Annotated in this window: 23 protein-coding genes; 1 reads left to right on the top strand and 22 read right to left on the bottom strand. The window is 35.0% G+C overall.

What is annotated here, in order from left to right; all coding sequences use genetic code 11:
- Positions 1 to 110: 110 nt before the first annotated feature.
- The 12 genes from HMPREF9333_RS03135 to ruvA form a co-directional block, all read right to left on the bottom strand.
- Positions 111 to 356, bottom strand: coding sequence for an HPr family phosphocarrier protein (locus HMPREF9333_RS03135; protein ID WP_005539734.1), 246 nt, complete (start codon positions 354 to 356; stop codon positions 111 to 113).
- 258 nt (positions 357 to 614) lie between these two features.
- Positions 615 to 899, bottom strand: coding sequence for a hypothetical protein (locus HMPREF9333_RS03130; RefSeq protein WP_005539733.1), 285 nt, complete (start codon positions 897 to 899; stop codon positions 615 to 617).
- Positions 900 to 932: 33 nt separating this feature from the next.
- A complete protein-coding gene (locus HMPREF9333_RS03125; protein ID WP_005539732.1) occupies positions 933 to 1,622 on the bottom strand; it encodes an HAD hydrolase-like protein in 690 nt (229 codons plus the stop codon).
- Positions 1,619 to 3,316, bottom strand: coding sequence for a phosphoenolpyruvate carboxykinase (ATP) (locus HMPREF9333_RS03120; protein WP_005539731.1), 1,698 nt, complete (start codon positions 3,314 to 3,316; stop codon positions 1,619 to 1,621). The genes HMPREF9333_RS03125 and HMPREF9333_RS03120 overlap by 4 nt, the downstream gene beginning before the upstream one ends.
- Before the next feature lie 124 nt (positions 3,317 to 3,440).
- Entirely contained in the window at positions 3,441 to 4,322 is an 882-nt protein-coding gene (locus HMPREF9333_RS12140; RefSeq protein ID WP_005539730.1) for a cell wall hydrolase, read from the bottom strand.
- Between the two features lie 136 nt (positions 4,323 to 4,458).
- Complete coding sequence (locus HMPREF9333_RS03110; RefSeq protein ID WP_005539729.1) at positions 4,459 to 5,109, bottom strand: HAD family hydrolase; 651 nt, start codon at positions 5,107 to 5,109, stop codon at positions 4,459 to 4,461.
- Positions 5,103 to 5,762 carry a potassium channel family protein gene (locus HMPREF9333_RS03105; protein WP_005539728.1) on the bottom strand — a complete coding sequence of 220 codons (660 nt, stop codon included), beginning with the start codon at positions 5,760 to 5,762 and terminating at the stop codon, positions 5,103 to 5,105. Before HMPREF9333_RS03105 ends, HMPREF9333_RS03110 begins: the two co-directional genes overlap by 7 nt.
- A gap of 85 nt (positions 5,763 to 5,847) precedes the next feature.
- Positions 5,848 to 7,212 carry a TrkH family potassium uptake protein gene (locus tag HMPREF9333_RS03100; protein WP_005539727.1) on the bottom strand — a complete coding sequence of 455 codons (1,365 nt, stop codon included), beginning with the start codon at positions 7,210 to 7,212 and terminating at the stop codon, positions 5,848 to 5,850.
- Positions 7,213 to 7,245: 33 nt separating this feature from the next.
- Positions 7,246 to 8,844 carry a helicase HerA-like domain-containing protein gene (locus HMPREF9333_RS03095; RefSeq protein ID WP_005539726.1) on the bottom strand — a complete coding sequence of 533 codons (1,599 nt, stop codon included), beginning with the start codon at positions 8,842 to 8,844 and terminating at the stop codon, positions 7,246 to 7,248.
- Between the two features lie 281 nt (positions 8,845 to 9,125).
- Positions 9,126 to 9,650, bottom strand: a complete 525-nt coding sequence (locus tag HMPREF9333_RS03090; RefSeq protein WP_005539725.1) for a DUF6465 family protein — start codon at positions 9,648 to 9,650, stop codon at positions 9,126 to 9,128.
- 180 nt (positions 9,651 to 9,830) lie between these two features.
- Positions 9,831 to 10,829 carry a Holliday junction branch migration DNA helicase RuvB gene (ruvB, locus tag HMPREF9333_RS03085; RefSeq protein WP_005539724.1) on the bottom strand — a complete coding sequence of 333 codons (999 nt, stop codon included), beginning with the start codon at positions 10,827 to 10,829 and terminating at the stop codon, positions 9,831 to 9,833.
- 63 nt (positions 10,830 to 10,892) lie between these two features.
- Positions 10,893 to 11,492 (bottom strand): Holliday junction branch migration protein RuvA, encoded by a 600-nt coding sequence (gene ruvA / locus HMPREF9333_RS03080; RefSeq protein WP_005539723.1) that lies wholly within the window; start codon positions 11,490 to 11,492, stop codon positions 10,893 to 10,895.
- A gap of 165 nt (positions 11,493 to 11,657) precedes the next feature.
- Between ruvA and HMPREF9333_RS03075 the strand changes: the two genes are divergently transcribed.
- Positions 11,658 to 12,761 (top strand): ribonuclease H-like domain-containing protein, encoded by a 1,104-nt coding sequence (locus tag HMPREF9333_RS03075; RefSeq protein ID WP_005539722.1) that lies wholly within the window; start codon positions 11,658 to 11,660, stop codon positions 12,759 to 12,761.
- A 35-nt stretch (positions 12,762 to 12,796) separates the two neighbouring features.
- Here the strand turns inward: HMPREF9333_RS03075 and HMPREF9333_RS03070 are convergent, their stop codons facing one another.
- The 10 genes from HMPREF9333_RS03070 to HMPREF9333_RS03025 form a co-directional block, all read right to left on the bottom strand.
- Positions 12,797 to 13,369, bottom strand: coding sequence for a DUF5662 family protein (locus tag HMPREF9333_RS03070; RefSeq protein WP_005539721.1), 573 nt, complete (start codon positions 13,367 to 13,369; stop codon positions 12,797 to 12,799).
- Positions 13,370 to 13,371: 2 nt separating this feature from the next.
- Positions 13,372 to 14,259, bottom strand: a complete 888-nt coding sequence (gene hslO / locus HMPREF9333_RS03065; RefSeq protein WP_334290604.1) for an Hsp33 family molecular chaperone HslO — start codon at positions 14,257 to 14,259, stop codon at positions 13,372 to 13,374.
- A gap of 37 nt (positions 14,260 to 14,296) precedes the next feature.
- A complete protein-coding gene (locus tag HMPREF9333_RS03060; protein ID WP_005539719.1) occupies positions 14,297 to 15,058 on the bottom strand; it encodes a class I SAM-dependent DNA methyltransferase in 762 nt (253 codons plus the stop codon).
- Entirely contained in the window at positions 15,058 to 15,558 is a 501-nt protein-coding gene (locus HMPREF9333_RS03055) for an SEC-C metal-binding domain-containing protein (RefSeq protein ID WP_005539718.1), read from the bottom strand. The genes HMPREF9333_RS03060 and HMPREF9333_RS03055 overlap by 1 nt, the downstream gene beginning before the upstream one ends.
- Before the next feature lie 267 nt (positions 15,559 to 15,825).
- Positions 15,826 to 18,174 carry a SpoIID/LytB domain-containing protein gene (locus tag HMPREF9333_RS03050; RefSeq protein ID WP_005539717.1) on the bottom strand — a complete coding sequence of 783 codons (2,349 nt, stop codon included), beginning with the start codon at positions 18,172 to 18,174 and terminating at the stop codon, positions 15,826 to 15,828.
- Positions 18,137 to 19,378, bottom strand: coding sequence for an AI-2E family transporter (locus HMPREF9333_RS03045; protein ID WP_005539716.1), 1,242 nt, complete (start codon positions 19,376 to 19,378; stop codon positions 18,137 to 18,139). The genes HMPREF9333_RS03050 and HMPREF9333_RS03045 overlap by 38 nt, the downstream gene beginning before the upstream one ends.
- Before the next feature lie 223 nt (positions 19,379 to 19,601).
- Positions 19,602 to 19,901: a hypothetical protein gene (locus tag HMPREF9333_RS03040; protein ID WP_005539715.1), complete on the bottom strand. Its 300-nt coding sequence runs from the start codon at positions 19,899 to 19,901 to the stop codon at positions 19,602 to 19,604.
- A gap of 76 nt (positions 19,902 to 19,977) precedes the next feature.
- Positions 19,978 to 21,333, bottom strand: coding sequence for a magnesium transporter (gene mgtE, locus HMPREF9333_RS03035; RefSeq protein WP_005539714.1), 1,356 nt, complete (start codon positions 21,331 to 21,333; stop codon positions 19,978 to 19,980).
- Positions 21,334 to 21,467: 134 nt separating this feature from the next.
- Positions 21,468 to 22,829 carry a magnesium transporter gene (gene mgtE, locus HMPREF9333_RS03030; RefSeq protein ID WP_005539713.1) on the bottom strand — a complete coding sequence of 454 codons (1,362 nt, stop codon included), beginning with the start codon at positions 22,827 to 22,829 and terminating at the stop codon, positions 21,468 to 21,470.
- Between the two features lie 106 nt (positions 22,830 to 22,935).
- On the bottom strand, positions 22,936 to 25,158 hold the full coding sequence (locus HMPREF9333_RS03025; protein ID WP_005539712.1) for a polyribonucleotide nucleotidyltransferase: 2,223 nt from the start codon (positions 25,156 to 25,158) through the stop codon (positions 22,936 to 22,938).
- Between the last annotated feature and the right edge of the window lie 257 nt (positions 25,159 to 25,415).

Below are 25,415 nucleotides of genomic sequence, written 5' to 3'. Positions count from 1 at the left end.
ATCGAAAGAAAACCGATAAATGTAGATTTTCTTCCAATTTTACCTAAAGGAGGGAGGTGGCACCCTTTTTCGGTGATTTTGCAACACCTCCATATTTATCTTTATGTTCTTTATGCAGCCGAATCTCTTGATGCATCATGTAAGTCAAGGAATGTCTCAAAATCACTATTGTCTCCAAAATATCTGATAGTAAGAACATTCTTTAGATCAAGGCTGAGCACGCCTAATATAGACTTTCCGTCAATAATAAAACTACTGTTAAAGTGAACATCAATGTCAAAGTCGCATTTAACCGCTTTTGCAACAAAGTCTTTCGCATCCTGAACAGTTTTAAGTCTGATTTTTCTTTCTTTCATTAAAATATAACCTCTCTTACTTTAAAAAACAATTCATTATCTCCCAGTCATAATAATGAAAATTACAGGTAACAATTATTTTATAACACTGAATTGAATGCAAGTCAATGTTTTATATTAAAAACATTGACTTGCAACAAAATACTACATTCATACATTTATAATCCGTCGATATGCATAAAGATATTTAATACCGGACTAAACTATATATATCTAAATATAAGTATTTTCATGAAATCATAGTGCTATAAAAACATATCATCCATTAACGGTATTTAAATAACCTGCTATAAGCTCAAGTCCACTATTTGAATATTCATAAAAGCTTTCCCTGATAAGACTATGATCTGTTTTTTCAAAGCTCAACGGCTCATCCCATATACAGAGTTTCAGCCTTTCTTCACCTCTTTTATCCTGTGGTGTATGTGAGACATCTTCAAGCGGTTCTCTGGAAATCCTGTACCTTATACCTTTATAACTGCCTGAAAAAGGCTGCCCATAATCATAATACCTTATATTAAGCAGGTCTGAAGCCTTAACCATACATTTATCTCCTAATTCTAAATAATGTTAAGCTTATACATCTGATATATTTTTCAGCAAAAATTCTGAAAGCGAGTCTATATCATTACAGATACGGTCTGCACCGGCAGCCTTAAGCTCTTCAAGACTGCCATAACCATAAAGCACTCCTACACTGAAAAGTCCGTTACTTTCAGCTCCCTCTATATCATGCATTCTGTCCCCTACCATTACAGTTTTTTCTTTAATAGTATCCTCCGGAAAATTTCCTTTTATATAGTCAAGCACATAACTTATAACAGCAGCTTTTGTAGAACGGCTTGTATTGTAATCTCCGTCAGAGCCGCCTACAAAATCAAAATACTTATATAGATTAAAATGCTTAAGTACTCTTACCGCCTCATCTTCAGGTTTTGAAGTTGCAATATAAAGACGGCTGCCTTTTAAGGAAAGCTTTGAAAGCATATGTTCTATACCGTCATAGAGTTCGCTTTCAAAAATACCCTTGACTGAATAATATTCTTTAAAAATCTTTAATGCCTTAACATACATATCATCATTAAAGTTATAGTATTTAATAAAGCTCTCACGCAGAGGAGGACCTACAAATTTAATCAGCTTTGAATTATCTTCCTCAACTATACCGAAATACTCAAGAGCTTTCTGCACTGAACGTGTTATACCAAAATAAGACTTTGTGATGGTTCCGTCAAGGTCAAATAATATATGCTCAGTTTTTATCATCTACATTCATTAAAAACTTTTTCAATTGCTTCAAGCGCCTCTTTCGGAAGTTTATCATAACCTCCCTTTACAGTTTCAAGTTTTTTTATAAACTCAACCCTGTCCTTCATACGTGCTCTAAGCTGTTTAAGATATGTTTCATCTTTCATATCGGGAACAAAACCCTCCCAATCCAGTATATCTATATCTGAAAATGAAGCCCACGGTTTAAATTCGGCACTGCCCTCTATTATCTGTTCAATAATACCGAGAGTATCAGACGGTTTTACCTTTTTATCCATGAAATCACCGGTATTTATTATAAAGCAATCCACATGTTTAACCTCAACAAGCTTTTTAAATTTTTCATAATCATTTGCAAGAGGATAGGTTCTGAAAGGATTGGCATAAGGAACTACCACAAGGGCATCAGGATCCGCTCCCGGAGCCAGTCGCTCCGCAGTGCTTCTCTTTGTAGCAAGCGTAGCACCCATCACTGAAGCAAGTGCACTGCCTTTAAGCTTTACTACAGGCGGTATAGTAGGATCCTTCATAATCCAGAAAATTGCATTTACAGGTTCTTCAAGCCTGTCAACCCTGTTAGGACTCCAAAGCTTGGATTTTATAGCACGCCCGTTTCCATTTCTTATATCCTCTGTAACTATCTGTACTTTACCGTCTTCATCCATAGTCGCAGCAACATTCTGCACAGTTAAAAGATAGGTATTGTCAGGACAGCCGGTCGGATAGTCATTGGTTTTGTCAAAATAGGACGGTTCCATAGCTATCGAAGCACATGTATCTGTATTTATTATAAAAGCATCGTCATGAAGCACGGTTATATCATATTTACCGCCATGCTTTGCATGTGTGATTGTTGATTTGCCTGAACCTGAAAGTCCGAATGCCGAAGCTACATAGGTTTTTCCTCCTTTAAGGTTATATCGTTTTTGACCTCCATGACATGATGCATAGCCATTTCTGTCAGCGATAGCCCATGCCATAGTAAGAGTACCCTTTTTATGCTCTCCGAAATACTTCATTCCAAGTATACAGGCACAATTTTCATCAGTATTAAAATAGCATAATGTCTTTTTCTCAGGATCGCTTAGGCAGTCCATGCTTACTGTGGGACTATCCGAACCGCACCACTGAGGATCGGAAAAAATATATATATCAGGCTCTTTTCCATCGCCTACCGGTTTTGAATTATTATACATCTTTACATAAAAATCTGACATATACTGGAAATTAAGCATCCAGTTATACAGTATATTCTCCTCTCCTTCAGGTATAAGAAGATGAGCTTTTACCATAAATTCAGGATCGAGTCCTACATACACCTGTGCATGATAAAGAGTTTTCCATCTTGAACGATATATTGCATCCATAGCCACCTTATCAAGTTCAGCACAGTCAACTCCCGGTTCACCTGCAATTCTCCTGGCAGTTGCATATCGACCTGTGATAGCACCATCATTAAATAATAAAACCTTTGCATCACGGTCAAGTCCAAATTCTTCACCCCGATAAACAGGCATGTCTGTAATTACAGTTCCCGGTGAGTCCTTTGCCAGTTCATATGCCTCTTTCAGAGTATTTATTTTAATAACATTATTACCGTAAAATGCAGTTTCAATAATACTTCTTGTCTTTGAAAAACCTACTTTGCCGGCACCTATTTCACTTATAGGATAATAAGCCTTTGTTGCCATTTGAATTTCCTCCTGAATTTTGTAAAAATTTAATTTTAAAACAAATATTTCAGCAGATAAATTTAACTGCCAAAATCACGCATTATTATGACATTTTTCACTTATACCGTCAATCTGATTTTTGTTATTTATAAAAATCATGCCCTTCATACGAAAAAAGATATTTAAAATTATTCCGTATCCATATCTTACCATATGTATTCTTTCCACTGTGGCTTATAAAGTATAAGGCTCCTTTTGAATAATCCTCACCATTTAAGGCTCTGTCAACAGCCTTTTTTGTAGAAGTACTTATAGGAAGTGTATAAAAAGTACCTTCAGATACTGTGGTAAACTGTCCGCTGCTTAATATCACACTGCTTACCGTATCGGGAAAAGCTTTGCTTTTAACACGGTTTATAATTACATCTGCAACCAATATACGACCTTTTATATTACATATATTTGCCTCACTTTCAACTATACGGCACAAATTATCATAATCCGTCTGACTAAATGAAGGAATTCCCAGATTTTTCCTAAGCCCCTCATAGTACCTGACCTTCTCCTCATCCCATGCTTTTTCTAAAAAGATATTTTCGGAATTCTCATTATCTTTATTTTTATATATTTCATTTATATACTCTTTCTGCATGGCGAGTATATCATAGTTAATCCTGTCTTTAATTACGCCGTCGGACTCCCCCGGTATTTCCCGGGTGTGCGAATTTTCCGCAAATTCTTTATCTGCCTGAGCTATTGTATCAAGAAGCGTTTCTTCATCATCGCTATCCTGTCCGTCTAAAGCATCACCCGAATCCTTCGCCCTCGTTATATGTGCCGTTGCCGCATTTTTCCCTGAGCCTGCAAAACCTTTACATGCAAAGCTTATAGCTGCCACAACCACTGCACCACATATTATCACTGCAAAATTACGATACATTTCTTTTGTAATCTTTACAGGAATAAAGCTAAATGATCTTAGTTTATTGCATACTTTCTTTATGATTCCGGTAAATTTAGGCATAATAAAAAACTCCTTAAATGCTTTCCTTTTTATATTTACCGTATTATAAAGTTGAATTCCTAAAAAAGTCAATACTTTTTAGTTTTTTCGTAATATAAATGTAATATTCGATACCAAAAATAATGATACACAGACTTTAAACCAGCTTCATGATTTCGACAGGATTTTCTATGATTTTATAAGGCTTATATGCCTCAAGCTCTTTCCTGTCCCTAAATCCCCAAAGTACACCTACCGCTTTTACACCTGAATTTGATGCGGTCAGCATATCCGTTGATGTATCTCCGAAATACAATATGTCATCTTTTTTAATACCAAGCTCTATAATTAAATCATCAAGCATTTTAGGATCCGGCTTTCTGGGAACCCCTTCCTTTTGACCGTAAACCTTCTCAAACAATGATTCTCCAAAAAATTTATTTATATTTAACCTTGCGATTTCCTCCGGCTTATTTGACAAAACAGCAGTTTTTATACTTTTTTTATTTAAAAATTTTATTGCATCTATTATACCGTCATAAGGCTGTACATTATACAGACTGTTTTTATTAAAAATATCAAGATAACGCATACATGCAGCTTCCATATGTACAAGCCTTGTATCTCCTGAATATATTAAAGCTCTTTTTACAAGCTCTTTATAACCGTCCCCTACAAAAAGCTTTGTATGCGCCTCATCTATATCCTTTCCTCCAAATTCCCTCATAGTAAGACTTATGCAGTATGAAAGTGCATAAATTGTATTTAAAAGGGTTCCGTCAAGATCAAATATACACGCCTTTACCAACTGTCAACCTCCGTAAGTACATCTTTTATTTTTTCATCCTCAGCCACAATAAGCAGATGCTCATTGGAATTTATAACATATTCCGCATTTGGTGTAAGCTTTGTCATTTCACCTGATTTATAGCCTATTATATGTATATTGTGATTATTTCTAAGATCAAGCTGCCTGAGGCTTTTACCGATCCATTTTGCAGGCGGCGATATTTCATAAATTGAATAATCACTTGTAAGCTCTATATAGTCAAAAATATGTTTTGAACTGTGTCTTACCGCAGTTTTTACAGCTATATCACGATCAGGATATATAACTTCGTCAGCACCGTTTTTAAGCAGAAATTTAGCATGTATATCTCTGTCAGCCTTGCTTACCACATATTTTGCTCCAAGCTCCTTTACAAGTGATGTAGCCTCAAGTGAGCCTTGAAAATTATTTCCTATACATACAAACACTATATCAAAATTTGATACTCCAAGGGTTTTTAATATGCTTTCTTTAGTACAGTCCCCAATTTTGGCACTTACCACATAGGGAAGCATATCATCAAGAGCATTTTCATCTTCATCTACAATCATTATCTGATTTCCAAGTTCTGCAAGATTGCGGCACAGATGCTGTCCGAATCTCCCCATTCCTATAATAAGTATTGATTTCATAATTTTTTATCTGTTTTAATAAACTTAAATATTGTTGTAATGTTTAATATATTTATAAATTTCAGTATATAATATCACTACTAAATCAGCCTATATTAATATCCTCTTTAGGCTGCATTATATTAGGCATTTTCTCATTTCGTGTAAATGCAAGAGCGAATGATAAACTGCCTACTCTTCCCAAATACATAAGTACAATAAGCACTATCTTTGAAACAGAACCTATCTGTCTTGTAATCCCTGTACTCATGCCTGAAGTTCCCATGGCGGAACATATTTCAAACATAATATCTGTAATATCAAGTTTTTCAATTGTACTTATAACAACTGCCGCCGTAAGCACTAAAAATAAATTAATGCTTAAAATAGTTGCGGCTTTTTTTATACTATCCTCAGCAAGTCTTCTTTTAAATACATCTACACCATGAGTCTGTCTTATATATGCACAAACATATGCTCCAAGCACAAACAAGGTTGTTGTCTTTATACCTCCAGCAGTTGAACCGGGACTTCCCCCAATAAACATAAGCACCATAGTTATAAGCTTTCCCGAGTTGCTTAATGATGCCGTATCAACTGAATTAAAACCTGCCGTTCTTGGAGTAACCGATGAAAAGGTCGCTGCAAGCAGCCTTGTTTTTATATCCATACCTGCAAACACCGTATACTTTTCGGTAATTAAAAACAAAATGCCTGCACCTATTATCAATATAATGGTCATAACTATGGATATCTTGCTGTGCAGTCTATATTTTGAAAACCTAAATCTATGCTTCAATACATCATCCCATACAACAAAACCTATTCCTCCTATAATTATTAAAAACATAATTACAAGATTCACAAGTATATCTGAACAGTAGGGCGTAAGTGAACAGTACTCTCCGTATTTATCTCCCATCAGGTCAAACCCTGCATTGCAAAAAGCGGATATTGAATGAAACAGTGAATACCATATACCATTTATCAGTCCAAATTCAGGTATAAATCTAAATGACAGAAAAACTGCTCCTATAAGTTCAATTAATGCGGTCCCGTAGAGTATTCTTTTTGTAAGCTTCACTACTCCGCCTATCTCAAGTGAATTAATACTTTCCTTTAAAAGTCCTCTTGCCCTTAGTCCTATTTTTTGCCTTAAAACTACTGCAAAAAAAACTCCTATTGAGATAAACCCCAATCCTCCTATTTGTATAAGCGTTATAATTACAAGATGACCGAAAAATGTCCAGTGGCTTGCTGTATCAGCCGGCACAAGCCCTGTAACACAACTGGCACTTGTAGATGTAAAAAGCGCATCTATAAAACCTATACTGTTTGAATCCTTTGAAGCATAGGGCAGATTTAAAAGGATAGCACCTGTAAAAATCATTATAATAAAACCAAGTGCTATAAATTGGAGCTGAGAAAAATGCCTGGGCTTAAACTCTATTTTTTTTATTGATTTTTTCATAAATTTATTTAAGGTTATTTATAATATTAATATTTAAATTTTAAATAAGGTTTTAAACAGTCCTCTTGCAAATGAAGCTCCTACATTACCCCCAAGCCTTTTCCCGAATTTTCCTCCTACTGAACTGCCCAGATCTTTTCCTATCTCTCTGCCTATAGTTCCAAGTGCCGAAGTACCTACTCCGGCGATATTTCTCTTCAATTTCTTTTCTTCCTGTTCTTTTCTCTTTTTTTCAGCAGCCTCTTCTTTTTCATTTAATTTATCCGCTTCTTTTTTTGCAGCGTATAATAGCTGTTCCTGCTGCTCATCAGCATTTAATCTGCATAAAAACTCATATGCGGAATCCCTGTCAAATGTTTGAAAATATTTTTTATTTAAAATATCGGAATCTATAATTGATTTTCTTAATTGTGAATCAACTGTTCCGATTTTTGACTGAGGAGGCAGTATATAAGCCCTTGAGACTACAGAAGGAGAACCGTCAGCTTCTATAAATGAAACAAGTGCCTCACCTACTGCAAGCTCCGATATGGATTTAAACGTATCAAAACCGGGATTTGCACGATATGATGCGGCTGCAGCCTTTAATACCTTTTGTTCAGCCGGAGTATATGCTCTTAGCGAGTGCTGTATCTTATTCCCAAGCTGTGCAAGTATCTCATCAGGTATATCCTTAGGGCTTTGGCTTATAAAATAAACTCCTATTCCCTTTGAACGTATAAGCTTCATTACCTGTTCTATTTTCTGCATAAGTGCTTTAGGAATATCTTTAAAAAGCAGGTGTGCCTCATCAAAGAAAAGTACCATCTTAGGCTTTTTGAGATCACCTGCCTCAGGCAGCTTTTCAAAAAATTCAGAAAGAAGCCAGAGCATAAAGGTTGAGTATGTAAGTGAATCATTTATAAGACTTGAAGAATCAAGTATATTTATAAACCCTCTTGAATTTTCATCAGTTTTAAACCAATCTTCTATATCAAGTGCAGGCTCTGCAAAAAACATATCACCTCCACGTTGTTCAAGCACCGCAAGCGAACGTATTATTGCATTTATACTCTGTGAGGATATATTTCCATAATCCTGCACATATCTCTTTGAATTTTGTGAAACATAATTAAGCATTGCCTTTAAGTCTTTTATATCAATCAATAAAAGACCTTCATCATCAGCGATTTGAAAAACAATATTTAAGATATCGCTCTGTATTTGATTAAGCTCAAGAAGGCGTGAAAGAAGCAGCGGTCCAAACTCAGTTACAGTTGTTCTAAGTGCAAGCCCCGACTGTGCATAAACATCCCAAAACCTTACAGGAAAAGCTTTATAAGAAAATCCCGCCTCATCAAGTTTAAGTTTATGCACTCTTGCATTTATATCAGAAGAATCTTCACCCTTTTCACACATTCCTGCAAGATCTCCTTTTACATCAGCAAGCATCACACTTACTCCTGCATCCGAAAAAGATTCGGCAAGAACCTTAAGACTTATCGTTTTTCCACTTCCGGTAGAACCTGCTATCAGTCCGTGCCTGTTTGCCATAGCAGGAAGTATGCATAATTTCTCCCCGACATTTCCTGTATTATTTTCATTTTCTTTATACGGCACAGCGGCTGCCCATATTTTATTTTCAAAAAACATCTGCTAAAAACCTCCTTTAAATATATTTGTATAATGAATTTTATTTTGTACACTTATTAAAGCGATTTGATTTAAGGCTTTAATTCATATAAATATATTCTTGTTTTTAAAAAATATAGGATATTTAAAATATTAATAAAACTGATATTTTAAATATCTTATATAATTATTATCGTTATATATCTTTATATAATCTCACAAAAAATAAGTGCTGCAAAACCAGTCTTTTACAGATACGGCACAGTGCAGCCGGCTCTGACAGTTTTACAGCACCGATATAATTAAAGTTCAACCTTATATGAAGGAGACATATCCCCGTTAATTACATAATATGCAGCATTTTCCTCAGGTTTTATATATAATTCGACCCTTTTAATTTCAACCCCTCTGTGAAATTTTTTATATGCCTTAATTGATCTTGCAAGTACATCTTTTGCCAGAATTGATCTGCCTTCATACTCAATAAATATATTTTTCTTAGGCTCTTTATTTGTAGTTTTTTTCTCAGCAGTCTTTGATGTCGGTCTTCCCGGTCTTTTTTTAGGTTCGGCAGATGTGGTCTGTGCAGCTTCAGACTTGGGCTTTCTCCCTCTTTTTGCCTTCGGTTTTTCAGCTGTTTGGGTTTCTGATATATTTTTAGGTTTTCTTCCTCTTTTGGATTTTTCAGCAACAGAATTTGCTTTAGCTTCTTTTTCAGCTTTCGGTTTATTTTTACTTCCCGGTTTTCTTCCTCTTTTTTTAGGAGCAGGAGCTTCGTATTCTCCTGTATTTAACTGAGTATCTAATAAAGATTTTTCATCTGCCATTTTAATCACCTCATTTTTTATTTTAATAATAATCAAATATAAATTTAGTACTTGTTGTTGAATTATAAAGCTAATAAATATTTTTGTCAATAAAATATTGTTTTTTGTTTTATTTTCTTTTTATAAACGATACTAATAATATATAAATAAACATCAGATTTATATATATTTATAATAAAGTTATTTTTCTTTTATTATACCAAGATGTTTATAAGCATTATCCGTTGCAATCCTTCCTCTTGGAGTACGATTTATAAGTCCCTGCATCATAAGATACGGTTCATATACTTCCTCAAGTGTTCCGGCATCTTCATTTAATGAGGCAGCTATAGTATCAATTCCCACCGGACCTCCTGCAAATTTTTCTATAATTACGGATAAAATTTCTCTATCATTTTGATCAAGACCTAATTTATCGACATCAAGTATATCAAGTGCATAATCAGCAGCTTCCTTTGTAACCGTACCGTCATATTTTACCTGTGCAAAATCTCTTACTCTTTTTAAAAGTCTGTTTGCCAGTCTTGGTGTGCCACGGCTTCTTTTTGCAATTTCACATGCACCTTTTTCATCTATTTCAATTCCGAGCACCATAGCAGATCTTGTAATTATATTTTTTAATTCACCCTCATTATAGAATTCAAGCTTATGCACTATTCCGAACCTATCCCTTAAAGGTGCACTTAAAAGACCTGCTCTTGTAGTGGCACCTATTAATGTAAATTTAGGTAAATCAAGCCTTATACTCCTCGCAGCCGACTCTTTACCAAGTATTATATCAATTGCAAAATCCTCCATAGCAGGATATAATATCTCCTCAACCTGTCGATTCAGTCTGTGTATTTCATCAATAAATAATACATCATTTTCAGATAAATTATTTAATATGGCTGCTATCTCGCCGGGCTTTTCAATTGCAGGTCCTGAAGTAATTTTTAAATTAACCCCCATCTCAGCTGCAATTATTGAGCTTAAGGTTGTTTTCCCAAGTCCGGGAGGTCCGTAAAACAGAATATGATCAAGACTTTCTTTTCTTAATCTTGCAGCATCAATATATATTTTAAGATTTGATTTAATCTTTTCCTGCCCTATATATTCATTTAAATATTTAGGTCTGAGATTTTTTTCAAGCTGTTTTTCTTCAGTTATTATATCGGTATTTATAATATTTCTTTCCATATATTTACTTCTTTCTTTTTTATATGGCTATATATTTATTTTAATTTTTATACAATTAAATATCTAAAATACAGCAAGCTTTTTAAGTGCAAGTTTTAAAATATCCTCAACTTTCATATCTTTAGAAATATCTATTTCCCTTACTGCTCTGGCTGCATCAGAAGTGCTGTATCCAAGACTGTATAAAGCCTCTATAACTTCAAACTCTTTACTGCCGTCCTCAGACTTTGAAGGTTCGGACACATTATTTTCTTTTAAAAGCTTATGCATATCTATCTTATCTTTTAAATCAAGTATAAGCCGTTTTGCAGTCTTTGCCCCTATGCCCTGAGCCTTCGACACCGTTTTTACATCTTCAGTCAATATAGCAGTTCTCAGCTCATCAGGTGAAAGGGTTGAAAGTATTGCAAGCCCTCCTTTAGGACCTATACCGCTTACTGAAATCACCTGTTTAAACATATCAAGATCCTGTCTGCTTAAAAATCCATAAAGACTCATAGCATCCTCTGAAACTTTAAAATATGTATATATAATAATTTCATCACCTGTATCAGGAAGACTAAGTGCCGCAGGAACATAAATTTCAATACCTATGCCACCTGTTTCAACTACAATACTTTCACTATGTATTTCAATAAGCTTACCTTTTATATATGAAATCATCTTTCAAAAGTTGTCCTTTCCATTCTTGAAATAAACTTAAATTATTTGTATAATAATAGTAAGGGTAGCACCATCATTTTATTATACGGCATAATAAAAACAGATATATTTTAGCATACAAATAAATAAAATAAAATATATTAAAAATATTAATGGGGATAAATTATGAAAACTATTACCAAAGATATTAGATTAAAAGTTGATTATGATTTAAAAAATATCGGAGCACCTGAAAAAACAATATTTTTTGATATTGAAACTACCGGACTTTCCCCTGAAAATTCCGAACTTTATATTATAGGTGTACTTGTGCCTCAAATAAACGCTAAAAGTAATACTCTTCCTGATACTGTATACTTTAAACTTACACAATTTTTTTCGGAAAGTATATCTGACGAGCTTGATTTAGTAAATTCCTTTTTTGCCATGCTTGATGAATGTGAAGTTCTGGTAAACTTTAACGGAGACAGTTTTGATATACCCTATATTAAAAAGGTATGCAGGCATTATAATATAAAACATCCTTTTGAAAAGATAAAATCAGTTGATATATATAAAACCGCAAGACGCAAGCGTGCCGTTATAAATTCATTCAGATTTAATCAAAAATCACTTGAACAATTCTTAGGAGTAGAACGCAGAGATGATTTTAACGGAAAAGAACTTATAGATATTTATAATCTCTATCTTAAAAATTATGAATATAACTTTTTTGAACCGCTTGTACTTCATAATGAAGAAGATATAACCGGACTCGTACAGCTGCTTCCTATATTAAGCTACAGTGATTTTACTGAGGGAGATTTTAAATTCTCTTCAAAAATTATAAATAAAGATTGCTTCGAAGTGGCATTTAAATCAGAATATCGTATCCCGAAGCCTTTCAGCCTTAAAAATGATTTATATTCAGTAAACGGAAAGGATAATATTATTATAATAAGATGCTGTCCATACCATGGTGAAGCAAAATTCTTTTTTGAAAATTATAAAGACTATTATTTTCTTCCGCTTGAAGATATGGCAGTACATAAAAGTATAGGCCGCTTTGTAGATAAATCAGCAAGAGAAAATGCATCAAAATCCACAGCCTATACAAAAAAAAATTCCACCTTTATACCGGCATGTATGGGCTGCGGTCTTAAAACATTTTATAAAAAATATAATGACTCTGTAGGTTATTTTGAACTTCATGATTTTGATTTTAATAACAACAGCCTTGTAAAGTCATTTATAAAAGGTATACTTTCAATGTTCGGTCTTGTGTACTGAACAGAAAAAATTGAGGTGGTTCTCTGCATTCTATATCAGCCTTTATAGACCCTGTCGTCATATAAATAAGGATGCTTGTAGAGCCACCTCATATATGCAAGAGTCTTTTTAAGACCTTTATCTCTATTTATTATAAGGAGTTTCTCAAGTAAAAGTTTTGTTTCCGGATGCAAATGTATTACCTGCCCTTCCCTTTTACTGTAATATTCCCAAGGTATGGCACTATTATAGTCTTTGCCGCTGTAAACCATTGAAGCTGCAATTCTGTCGCAAACCATCTCAAGTACATATTTAAGAGGCATTTTCATGCCGATAAGCCCTTCATCATAATTAATAGAATAATCAATCCAATATTCAAAATGGTGTTTATTGCGTCCTTTATGGTGAAGCCACGCCTTTGAAAAACCATTTTCAAGCTTTTCAGCGGCATTTGGACTTTTATTTCCCTGATAATACTTTACCCCAGGAATAAATTCCTCAGGTGAATACTTACTTAAATCATGCAGAAATGCCTGCTCTACCATGCCTACCTTAAAGCATAAATCCATAACGGTAAGCTTATGTTTAGTTATTGTAACAAAGTGTTTTATTACCTGTTCTAACTTCATAGTTATATACCTCCGCTTAGAATTTCTTTAAGCTCACTGCTTTTAAAGACATATTTCTTATTACAGAAATGGCATGAAAGTTCAGTATCACCTTCTTGTGCAAGGTCCTGAAGATCTTTTCTGCCTATGCTTATAAGTGCCTTTTTAGTTCTCTGCCTGCTGCAGTTACAGCTAAAGCCTGCATCAATTTTTTCATTTATTTCAAGCTCCATATCATATAAAAGCATTTCCAATATATCCTCAGGCGTTTTTTCACTGCTCAAAAGCGTAGTTACAGGTTCAAGCCGTGCAATCCTTTTTTCAAGTATATATATAATATCCGAGGCTTCATCCTCTTTTTCAATAGGCATAAGCTGTATTATAAACCCTCCTGCAGCTTTTACCGTATTATCCCTGTCCATTAAAACCCCAAGTGCAACCGATGACGGAATTTGTTCGCTTGCTGCATAATAATAAGCAAGATCCTCCGCTATCTCTCCTGATACAAGCTGAGTCTGACCTACATAAGGTTCTTTCATACCAATATCCGATATTACACTTAATATCCCATTGCCTACCGCCTTTGCGACATCAAGTTTTCCCTTACTGTTTGCAGGAATTATAACTACCGGATTAAATAGATAGCCTTTCACATGGCCCAGAGAATCCGCACTTACAAGTATGCCGCCTAACGGGCCGTCTCCGTTTATCCTTAATGTAAGCAAATCCCTGCCTGATTTCATCATGCTTCCCATCATAAGTCCTGCACTTAAAAGACGACCAAAGGCTGCAGTTGCAACAGGACTGGTATTATGTATGCTCCTTGCTTTTTCACATGTGTTTTTTGATGTACATGCGAATGCTCTTATTTTACCGCCTGCGGCGGTGGCTTTAATTATATAATCATTTATATTGTCATTATTAATCATATTATCATTAACCATGTCGTCATGACTTTTTTCCATTTTCATAAAGACATATAAGATACCTTTGTGTATCCTCTTTTATAGTTCCAAAATCATCGGCATCATAGGCATCTCTCCATAAAAGACCAGCTTCATTTGCCGCATTCTTTAATTCATCAAGCGAATATGCCCTTTGTATATGCACTTCTTCAGATTTTGTATATAATATTTTAGAATTTATATCTTCTTTTATAAAAAACGTCAGAGAGGAATTATTTATATGCCTTTTTTTATCATAATAATTTTCCCATATAAAGCTCCCCTCATCACGGCTTTGAGCAAAAGTATTATCTGAAAGTATATGCTCATATTTATATATGGAATTACAATCAAATATAAACGGAGCATTCGGATCCAGATAATTATTTACAAGTTTAAATACCTTAACAAGATCATCAAAATCAATTATATAATTTAAGGTATCACACCTGCTTACTATGGCGGCACAAGTTCCGTAAAGTTCAAATTCTCTTATATCCTGGCAAAGGTAAAGTATATCTTTGCCAGGATCTTTATTTAAAGCTACATCAAGCATTTCATACGAACTGTCAATTCCTATCATATCATAGCCTGAGCTTGAAAGCCTCCTTGTAAGTTCTCCTGTACCGCACCCCAGGTCTGCCACTATACCTGAATTGATTTTATCTGCCTTAAGTATATCTGTAATCTGTCTGCACCACATACTATACGGCACATCTTCCATAAATATATCATAAACCCTTGCAAAATCCCTGTATATATCCATTATTTGCCGCAGCAATATTTATATTTTTTGCCGCTTCCGCAAGGGCATAAATCATTTCTGCCCACTTTTTTTTCTTTTACCACAGTACCGCTTTTTTTCTGTTCCCTATAAAGCTCTTTGCGCTTTTCCTCAGTAAGTATTTTATCCCACTGAGGCAGATTATAAAGCCATTCAGCCTTGGCTTCAACCATATTGTAGTAAAGCTTTTCCGGTATTATCTCTATTTTTACAAGAGTATCTTCATCCATAGTTTCAGTAGGATTCGGTTCTGAAATTGACTCATTGATCCCGTCAAGAAATCCGGTAATTGTTTCTATATCAGTATCAAATTTTTTAGCCAGTTCAGCTACGCTGCAGTTTATAACAGTCTTATAATCTGCAAGTATCTTTTCATAAATACCCTTTTCTATTAAAAAATATTTTTCCCACAGTTCTTCTTTTTGTTTATTGTCTGTTCCGTCTCCGTAAGCTTTTTTTCTCCATGTTTCAAGTAATGTCATATCAAAAACCACCTTTCAGCAATAGTACCTTATAATTAAATATATTTATATTTAATTATGTACTTTAAAATTAAATTTCAGTATTAATAAATTCTATTATCATATTAAAATATATTCACATAAATAACAGACGATATATACCGTCTGTTATTTGTTCCGCTATTTTACAAATTCTTTATGTATCTGCAATACGGACTTACTGCCCGAACCGCAGTGGTATTATACTATATATTTTAAACCAATGCAATATTACAGAGCAGGCAAAGCTTACCTAACCTCAACTCCCTTAAAAAAGAAATCAATTATCTGTCTGTAATCCATGCCCGACTGTGCCATCTCACCTGCCGCATTCTGGCTCATACCGACGCCATGACCGTTTCCTCCGCCATAAATATTAAATTTTATTACATTTTCACTGTCCGGTGCAAGAGGCTCAATATATATAAATGAACTTGGAAGTGATGATAAACCGCTTATAGTTGTTTTATCATTTTTATCTATTATAAGACTTTCATCTCCCAGAGCTGCTCTTATTGAGTTCTGTCCTGTGATTATACGGCTGCCGGATGAACCGTCAACCCTCATTTTCTTTGCAATTCCTCCCGGGCTTCTTTGTACTATACTTATATTTAATATATCGCCCACATCATTTATCTTATTTTTTAGTATTTTATTTGTAGTCTGAGTATTCCACCTGTAATAAGGATAATCTTTCTCATATGCCGGAAATTCTTTATTATTTAAAAACGCTTTAAATTCCTCATTTGTAGTGAGATTAAGTACAGGTCTTGCAGGACTTATGCCATGTGATGTAAGGTAAGGATATTTTGCCGGATCATCTCCCCATATACCTGCATCGGTACTTACTCCGGCAGATGTGGCATAGAAAAATGTTTCAGCATATTTACCGTTGTATAATGCACATTCTCCTTTGGTTTCATCTACTGCATTATCGGTATCCTCTGTACCTTCGACATTATTATAAACCTGATAATTTATGCTGTCATCTGCATGTGCACCATAAACTCTCAGCTCACCTGCAAGATCAATCTGCTTACAGGCATAGGTTCTCGCACATACAGCCTGAGTCTTAAGTGCCTCTATATGAAATTTAGAGGGCATCTCACTGGGTACTACTTTTTTTAGATAGCTTTCCATGTCAATTTCGTTAATTAAAAACAAAACCCCGTCATGTTTTACAATTTCAAAACTTCCTCCATATGAAGGATTTCCGAGACTTCTCTTAAGACTTGTAATCTTTGTTGATGCCTCCTGTAGTACCGGAGTTACAAACATCCTTTGCTTATTGTCAAATTCCTGATCGGTATTATTTACCGAAAACTCCTCACCTGCTTTTACATTTTTTACTATGCTGCCAACCCTAATCTCAAGATCGCTGTCGCTTATCATTTTAATATTATAATGATGCTTAAATTTATAATTGTCATTCATTATAAGAACTCTTATTTTATCATGTGTATACTCACCTGTTTTTAATGCAGCCTGAAGCTTTCCGTCCAATATGAAAAAATCATGTACATCAGAACCTACATGTATACTTTTTACCGCCTCTCTTGAAGGATTTTCTCCGGGTATATAGGATGAAAAATCCGATGCCTTAGGAAGAATACCGTAATTTTCTATCTCAATATTTTCATTGTCTATTGAAATAACTTTTCCTGATATCTTATTTTCAAGTTTTTTTGCTGATACAATCTCTCCATTTTCAATTACAAGATTGACCACATTTCCTGCAAGTATACTTTCTATACCTTTATCTTCACTGAAAGGAATCGTACGCCTGACTGAGCGTATCATAACTTCAAGACTTTTCCCAATGTCTGCTTTGTTTTTATTGCCGGAGCTCGTATTATCGCCTGCAGTTCTGTTGTTTTTAACCAGGTAAACTCCGGAATATACCGCCTCTTCACTCGTTATTTTTCTTATATATAAAATTTCACCTGAAGCGGTGATCATGTCAATTTTTTTATCAAGATATTGCTGCGGATCTTTATCCGAATCGTAATTAAATGCATTATTATTATAAGTATATAGTACATGTATATCATTTGAACTGTCTTTGGAAGTACCTGAGGTATTATTCTCCTGCGGCTGACTTTCAGTACCTTTTTTATCCTCTATACCGTATATAGTATCCTCTATTTCCTGCACAAATCCAAATTTATCCATATTTTTGCACCAGTATATATAGAACTCATAAAACACTTCTTCATTTACACGCTTTTTATCATTTTTATTTTTAAACAGCTTGTCAATGTTTTCGTCAGCCGGAAGCTTTTTATATAACTCCCTCATCTCGCCATAAGTATATGCCTTATCAAGCTTTAACGCATTTGAGCCACTAGCCCTTTGTCTGTCAATCATATCAGTTTCTATCAGAAAATCCCGGCACTGAGCATATGTAAGCTCATCACCGATTTTTGAACGTTCTGAGTATGAAAGGGCGAGCGCCCTGTATGCTCTGCCCCTCAACATAGTATTTTCCGTGTCTGAACAGGCAGTTAAGCCTGCAAACACGACTGTAATTATACTCAGACATAAAATAAGCTTTATAAATTTATTTGTCAGAATTAATAAATTCCTTATTCTTTTCATTAATATACTCCAGGTTCCAATATTCCATAGTGTCTTGCGGAAGTTCTTTTTTTATAAGAGCCTCATTTGTCTTACCGCTTAAAAATCTGTAGACAACCGCAAGAGTAGGTACACCTATAATCATTCCAAGCACACCGAACAGCCCTCCAAAAAGTATTATTGAAAATAATATCCAGAAACTGGAAAGCCCCGTAGTCTGCCCCAGTATTTTAGGACCTATAATATTGCCGTCAACTTGCTGCAATATAAGTATCCATACTGAAAATTGAAGGCTTTGTATAGGAGATATAAGTAATATTATAAATGCACTCGGTATCGCACCTATAAACGGTCCGAAAAACGGAATAACATTTGTAACTCCTACTATAGCACTTATAAGCAAAGCATACGGCATTTTAAATATACTCATTGCAATATAATTTATAATCCCTATTATAACGGAATCTATTATCTTCCCTACTATAAACTGGGAAAATACCGCCTTTATATATCTTACTTCACTTATAAGCCTGTTTGCCGCATTAAGAGATAAAAATGCGTATGCCATCTTTTTGCCCTGTGCTGCAAGTGAAGATTTTATATTAAGCAGGTATATCATCACCATAATCCCTATTATAAATGAAAATATTATCTTTACTACACTTATTATACCTGATGAAAAATTCCATATATATTTATTTATATTAGGCAGAACTGAACTTGCAATAAATGAATTAAATCTCTCTATCATAGCATAATAATTATCAAGTATAAAACTCTCAAGATCCGGATTGTCCTTTGCCGCCTTCTCAATCGCCGCATAAAGATTTTCCAGATTTTTAGGCATGCTTGCAGCCATTTCCTTCACACTTATTATAAGCTGAGGTATAAGCATCATTATAAGTGAAAATACTATTAAAATCACAAGAAATACACATACAACAGTTGAAATCGTTTTAGATACTGTAAATACCATTTTTTGTTTTTTAAAAATTTTTTTAAAAAACACGGACATTTTTTCATTCAGCTTATTATAAACCGGAGACATTAAAAATGCCATAACCGCACCGTACAGTATAGGGCTGAGTATTGAAAATATTTTTGCCACCATCGACTGTACTACCGAAAATTCTCTGAATATAAAATATATTATTATCGAAACTCCGATAACACATCCTGCCGTTATACCTGTATAAATATAGTGGGCATATTTGTCATCCTTCATCCACATTTCCTCCTGAAGATCTTATGCTGAAAATTAATTCAAATATGTATAATTTAAACTTTAATACAAATTATATCAAGTATCTTTTTTCTTAAAAATTTAAAAATATCGGCAAGAGTTTTAGTATAGCATATGTACTCTGCAAAATTTTCCTTTTCTATTATTTTAAAAAATCGTCAGAATTATTTATTAAATTATACTCCGTACTTATTTATTTTTTATATCAGCACCCCTTTTTATCAATACTGCATGATTTAGCATCCTGCTGAGGTCTTGAATTTAAACCGACATCTTCCGGCTTAAGTGTTACACTGCCGTCTTCAAGCACAAAACATGGCAGTCCTGCATATCCGTTTAATTTTGCATCATCAAAAACAGAGCTTTTATCACGAATTCTTAAAAACTCCTTTAAATTTTTTACATGTTCTCCTATATCGATTACTTTAAATTTATCATTATCTTTTATCTGATCATACAGGTAAATACAATCAGGGCATGTTTTCATACTGTAAATTGTTATCATATTTTTCTCCTTATATAATATATTATTGTTATAATAATTTTTTATACCTTTTCAAGCTAACTTTATAAGTAATCCCCTATATATGCAGTATCTCTACAGCAAGTCCGAAAAAAATCATAAGACTCATTGCATCTACAAGGGTGCTTATAAGAGGTGATGCCATTATGGTAGGGTCAATATTAAGTTTCTTTGCAAGCATAGGGAGTAGACCCCCTACTATATTTGCCATCATAACCGTACAAAACATACTTAAGCCCACAGTTATACCTACATTATATTTGCCGGGATACTGCATCAATACTTTTATAAAATTAACTACTGCAAGTATGCTGCCAACTACAATAGAGACCCTAAATTCTTTCCATATGATTTTCAGAGCATCGCCCAAATCTATCTCCCCTATAGCCATACCTCGTATAATCATGGTAGATGACTGGGAGCCCGCATTGCCGCCTGTATCGGTAAGCATAGGTATAAATGTTACAAGCAGCGGCAAAACTGCAATCTGCGCTTCGTATCTTGAAAGTATACCTCCTGTAATCATAGAACTGAACATAAGTACCAGAAGCCATGTAATACGGTTTTTAGCAAGTACAAATACATTTGTTTTTAAATACGGCTTTTCTGAAGGAGTCATCGCTGCCATTTTTTCAAAATCTTCTGTAACTTCTTCCTCCATTATGCTTACAGCATCATCGACAGTAACTATTCCCACAAGTCTGTTTTCAAGATCTACAACCGGAAGCGAAAGCAAATCATATTTATTGAACAGTTCAACTATTGTCTCCCTGTTATCGGTAGTTACAGCTTTTATTATATTTGTACTCATTATATCGTCAAGCATCGCATCAGTAGGATTCATAAGAAGTTCCTTTACTGTAACTACACCTTCAAGTATGCGTTTTTCATCCATTACATAGCCTGTATAAACATTTTCCTTATCAAATGAATTTTTTCTTACATAGTCAAATGCCTCTCCCACTGTCATTGATTTTTTAAGCCCTATATATTCCACTGTCATTATACTTCCGGCAGAATTATCAGGATACTTAAGCATCTCATTTATAAGCTTCCTTGTATTAGGAGTTGCATTTGCAAGCACTTTATTGACAAGATCCGATGGCAGCTCCTCAAGCATATCAACGGCATCATCAACATACAGATCCTCTATTATAAAGCTCAGTTCACTGTCGGTCATGCTTTTTACAATATGCTCCTGCTTATCGTTATCAAGGCATGCAAAAACATCCGTAGCAAGCCCTTTAGGTAAAAGTCTAAAGGCAATAAGAGATTTTTCAGAATCAAGTGTATCTATAAATTCCGCAATATCAGCTTCATTAAGCTCAATAAGCTTTTCCCTGAGTTTTCTTAAATTCTTATTTTCAAGCAGTTCTAAAAAACCACTTTCAAGCACATCCTTATTATTTTCCAAATACATTCCCTCCTTCAGGCTTTATTTTAAAGAAACTGTAATTCATATAACCGGCTGCTGTTTATTTTATTTCATTAGGCAGGTCCATGTTCGATCACTGCATTACAAAAAACAATGCTCCGATTGTTTTTCACTCATGCCGGTTTTATTCCGTCAAGCAGCCTTATAGCTATCTGGAAGTATATGATAAGACTGAAAGCATCAACTATTGTAGTTATAAGCGGAGCTGCCATTATAGCAGGGTCAAAATTAAGCTTTTTCGCAATAAGCGGAAGTATACCGCCTATGATTTTTGCCATTATAATAGTTGCAAAAAGGCTCAAAACTACAGTAAGGCTTATCATATATTCTCCCGGATACATAATTATAAGTCTTATAAAATTGGCAGCTCCAAGTACTATACCTACAAGAATCGAAACCATACCTTCTTTCCAGAATACTCTTAATGCATCTGAAGGTTCAATTTCTCCGATAACCATACCCCTTATAATCATAGTTGATGATTGTGAACCGGCATTTCCGCCGGTACCCGTAAGCATAGGTACAAATGTTACAAGAAGCGGCAGTGCCGCAAATGCCCTCTCGTATTTTGCAAGTACATTACCTGTTATCATACCGCTTATCATAAGAACTAAAAGCCAGACAATCCGGTTTTTTGCAAGTTCAAATACACCTGTTTTTAAATAAGGCTTTTCAGAAGGCAGCATAGCAGCCATCTTTTCAAAGTCCTCAGTAGCCTCTTCTTCCATAACATCAACCACATCATCTACCGTAACAATCCCTACAAGGCGGTTTTCATGATCCACTATGGGGAGTGCTATAAGTGAATATTTATTAAAAATATCTACAAGCTCCTCCCTGTCAGTGGTTGTAAACGCTTTTACAACTCTTGTATCCATAATATCAACAAGCAGCGTAGTATCCGGATTTATAAGCATTTCTTTTATAGTAAGCACACCCTCAAGCACTCTCTTCGCATCCATAACATAACATGTATATATAGTTTCTTTATCTATACCGTGTTTTCTTATATAGTCAAATGCCTCTGCAACAGTCATTGTCTTTCTAAGCCCTATATATTCAGCGGTCATGACGGTTCCTGCCGAATTTGCAGGATACTTGAGAAATTGATTTATAAGTGTCCTTGTACTTGGATTTGCATTGTTTATAACTTTTTTAACTACATTTGCAGGCAATTCCTCAAGCATGTCAACCATATCGTCAACATAGAGATCCTCTATTATATAGCTAAGTTCTTTATCAGTAATACTTTTTATTATATGTTCCTGATTCTGCGGCTCAAGAAATGCAAAAACACTTGATGCCGCTTCTTTCGGAAGCATCCTGAACACTATCAGAGAACCCTGTGCATCAAGTTCTCCCATAAATTCAGCTACATCAAACTCATTCATATCACCAAGTTCATCTCTCAAAAGCCTAAACTTTTTTTCTTCCACAAGGCTGTGCAGCTCTTTATTTTTTATTTCATCATACATTATAGTACCTGCCTGTAGATTTTATGTAAAAAAGCATTACAGAAGCAAAAACCGGCAGTATCATAAAGAACCCCGGCTTTTTAACAGCTGTTTTGCAATTACAATTTTATTGTCTTTTTTTATTATGACCGCCTTTACGCCTGTTATGCGGCAAATCACGGTTTATACCTTCATCTCTGCCTTCAACAGCATGCCCTTTATGTCTGTGCCCGCCTGTTTCAGGTGTATCCCCGAAATCAGAAGGTCTCATGCTTAGGCTTATCCTGCCTCTTACATTATCAACCTCCATCACCTTAACTGTAACCTCATCACCTATGTCAAGCACATCTTCAACACGGTCTATTCTCTTTTCTGAAATTTTTGAAATATGCAGCATGCCGTCTTTGTTCGGAGCAAGCTCAATAAAGGCTCCAAATTCAGCTATCCTTACTACTTTGCCTTTAAAGATCATGCCCTCCTCTATATCAGTTACTATACTTTTTATAATCTCAATTGCTTTAAATATCATCTGTCTGTCAGGACCAAAGACACTTACCTTACCGTCGTCATCAATATCTATCTTTACTCCGGTTTCTTCAATTATTTTATTTATAACCTTGCCCTGTTTTCCTACAACATCACCTATCTTTGCAGGATCTATACTTATCATCTCAATTTTTGGTGCAAATTCACCTATCTCAGATCTTGGCTTATCTATACAAGGCTCCATACAGGTATCCATTATAAAAATTCTCGCCTGTCTGCAGGTTTCGATCGCACCTTCTACAATTTCCCTTGTAAGCCCGTGAATTTTAATATCCATCTGTATGGCTGTAATTCCATCTCTTGTTCCGGTTACTTTAAAATCCATATCTCCAAAAAAATCTTCAAGTCCCTGTATGTCCGTTAAAAGAACATATTCATCGTCATTTTCTCCGGTTACAAGCCCGCATGATATACCTGCAACCATTTTCTTTATGGGAACTCCGGCTGCCATAAGGGACATACATGAAGCACATGTTGAAGCCATAGATGTTGAACCGTTTGATTCAAATGTCTCGGATACGGTTCTTATTGCATATGGAAATTCCGTTTCATCCGGCAATACAGGTATAAGCGCCCTCTCGGCAAGTGCACCATGTCCTATCTCTCTTCTTCCGGGTCCTCTTGAAACTTTTGTTTCACCTACCGAATATGACGGAAAATTATAATGGTGCATATATCTTTTTGCAGTTTCCTCCGCATTTAAGCCGTCAAGCCTTTGTGAATCTGAAAGCGGTGCAAGAGTTGCTATATTACAGATCTGTGTCTGTCCTCTTGTAAACATGGCAGAACCGTGAACCCTTGGAATTATATCGACTTCAGCTGAAAGTTTCCTTATCTGATTCATCTGTCTGCCGTCAGGTCTTTTTTTATCCTTAAGTATCATCTTCCTTACGGTCTTTTTTTGATACTGGTAAATCGCCTCATCAAGAAGTGCAAGCCATTCTTCATTATCAGCAAAGCTCTCCTCAAGTTTTGCCTTAAGACTCTTTATATTAGCTTCTCTTATCTGCTTTTCATCGGTAAATACCGCTTCTTCCATATCTTGCGGACTTACTATATTTTTAATCGCTTCAAAAAATTCTTCAGGAATAGAACATGATGTATACTCATGTTTTTGTTTTCCACATTCCTTTACTATCATATCTATAAAATCTATAAGTTTTTTATTTATACTGTCTGCAAGATAGATTGCCTCTATCATAACCGCCTCAGGCACTTCATTTGCACCGGCTTCAATCATAATAACTTTTTCTCTTGTTGAAGCAACTGTGAGCTTAAGATCTGAAGATGCCGCCTGCGTATCGCTTGGATTTACTATAAAAGTACCGTCTAAAAGACCTATCTGGGTAGTTGCACACGGACCGTTAAATGGAATATCCGATATTGCAGCCGCTATAGCGGAACCTATCATTGCGGTAAGCTCGGGTGAACACTCAGGGTCAACTGAAAGTACCAGATTACTTATAGTTACATCATTTCTATAATCCTTTGGAAAAAGAGGACGCATAGGTCTGTCTATTACCCTTGATGTAAGCACTGCATTTTCACTTGGTTTTCCCTCTCTTTTATTAAAACCTCCCGGCATTTTTCCGGCAGCATACATCTTTTCCTCATATTCTACTGAAAGCGGAAAAAAATCTATGCCGTCTCTAGGCTTTTCAGAAGCTGTTATAGTTGAAAGCACTGTTGTATCACCGTAATGCATAAAGGCGGCAGCATTTGCCTGTGCCGCAACCCTGCCTATGTCTGCTGTAAGTGTCCTTCCTGCCAGTTCAATACTGAAACTCTTATAATCTTTACTCATTAATCGTACAATCTCCTTAAAATTTATATTGCCGGCATTTACAATACTGTATATATAAAGATTTCCCGAAACAACTGATAAACTGTTAAATAAAAATATAAGCCATAATTACAACACGCTCCTATATATAACGTTACTATGCTTAAAATTAACAGCTTATCAGCGGTCTCGGACTGTATTCTCCATAATATAGCCGTATTCATGCCGCTCTTTCCACTGTCATATAATAATACAAATATACCTTTTAGGCAAGCACA

Origin of the sequence: Johnsonella ignava ATCC 51276, assembly GCF_000235445.1 — a bacterium.
GTDB classification, from domain to species: domain Bacteria; phylum Bacillota; class Clostridia; order Lachnospirales; family Lachnospiraceae; genus Johnsonella; species Johnsonella ignava.
Note: the sequence above shows the minus strand (reverse complement) of the source record. Positions and strands in the feature narration are given on the sequence as shown.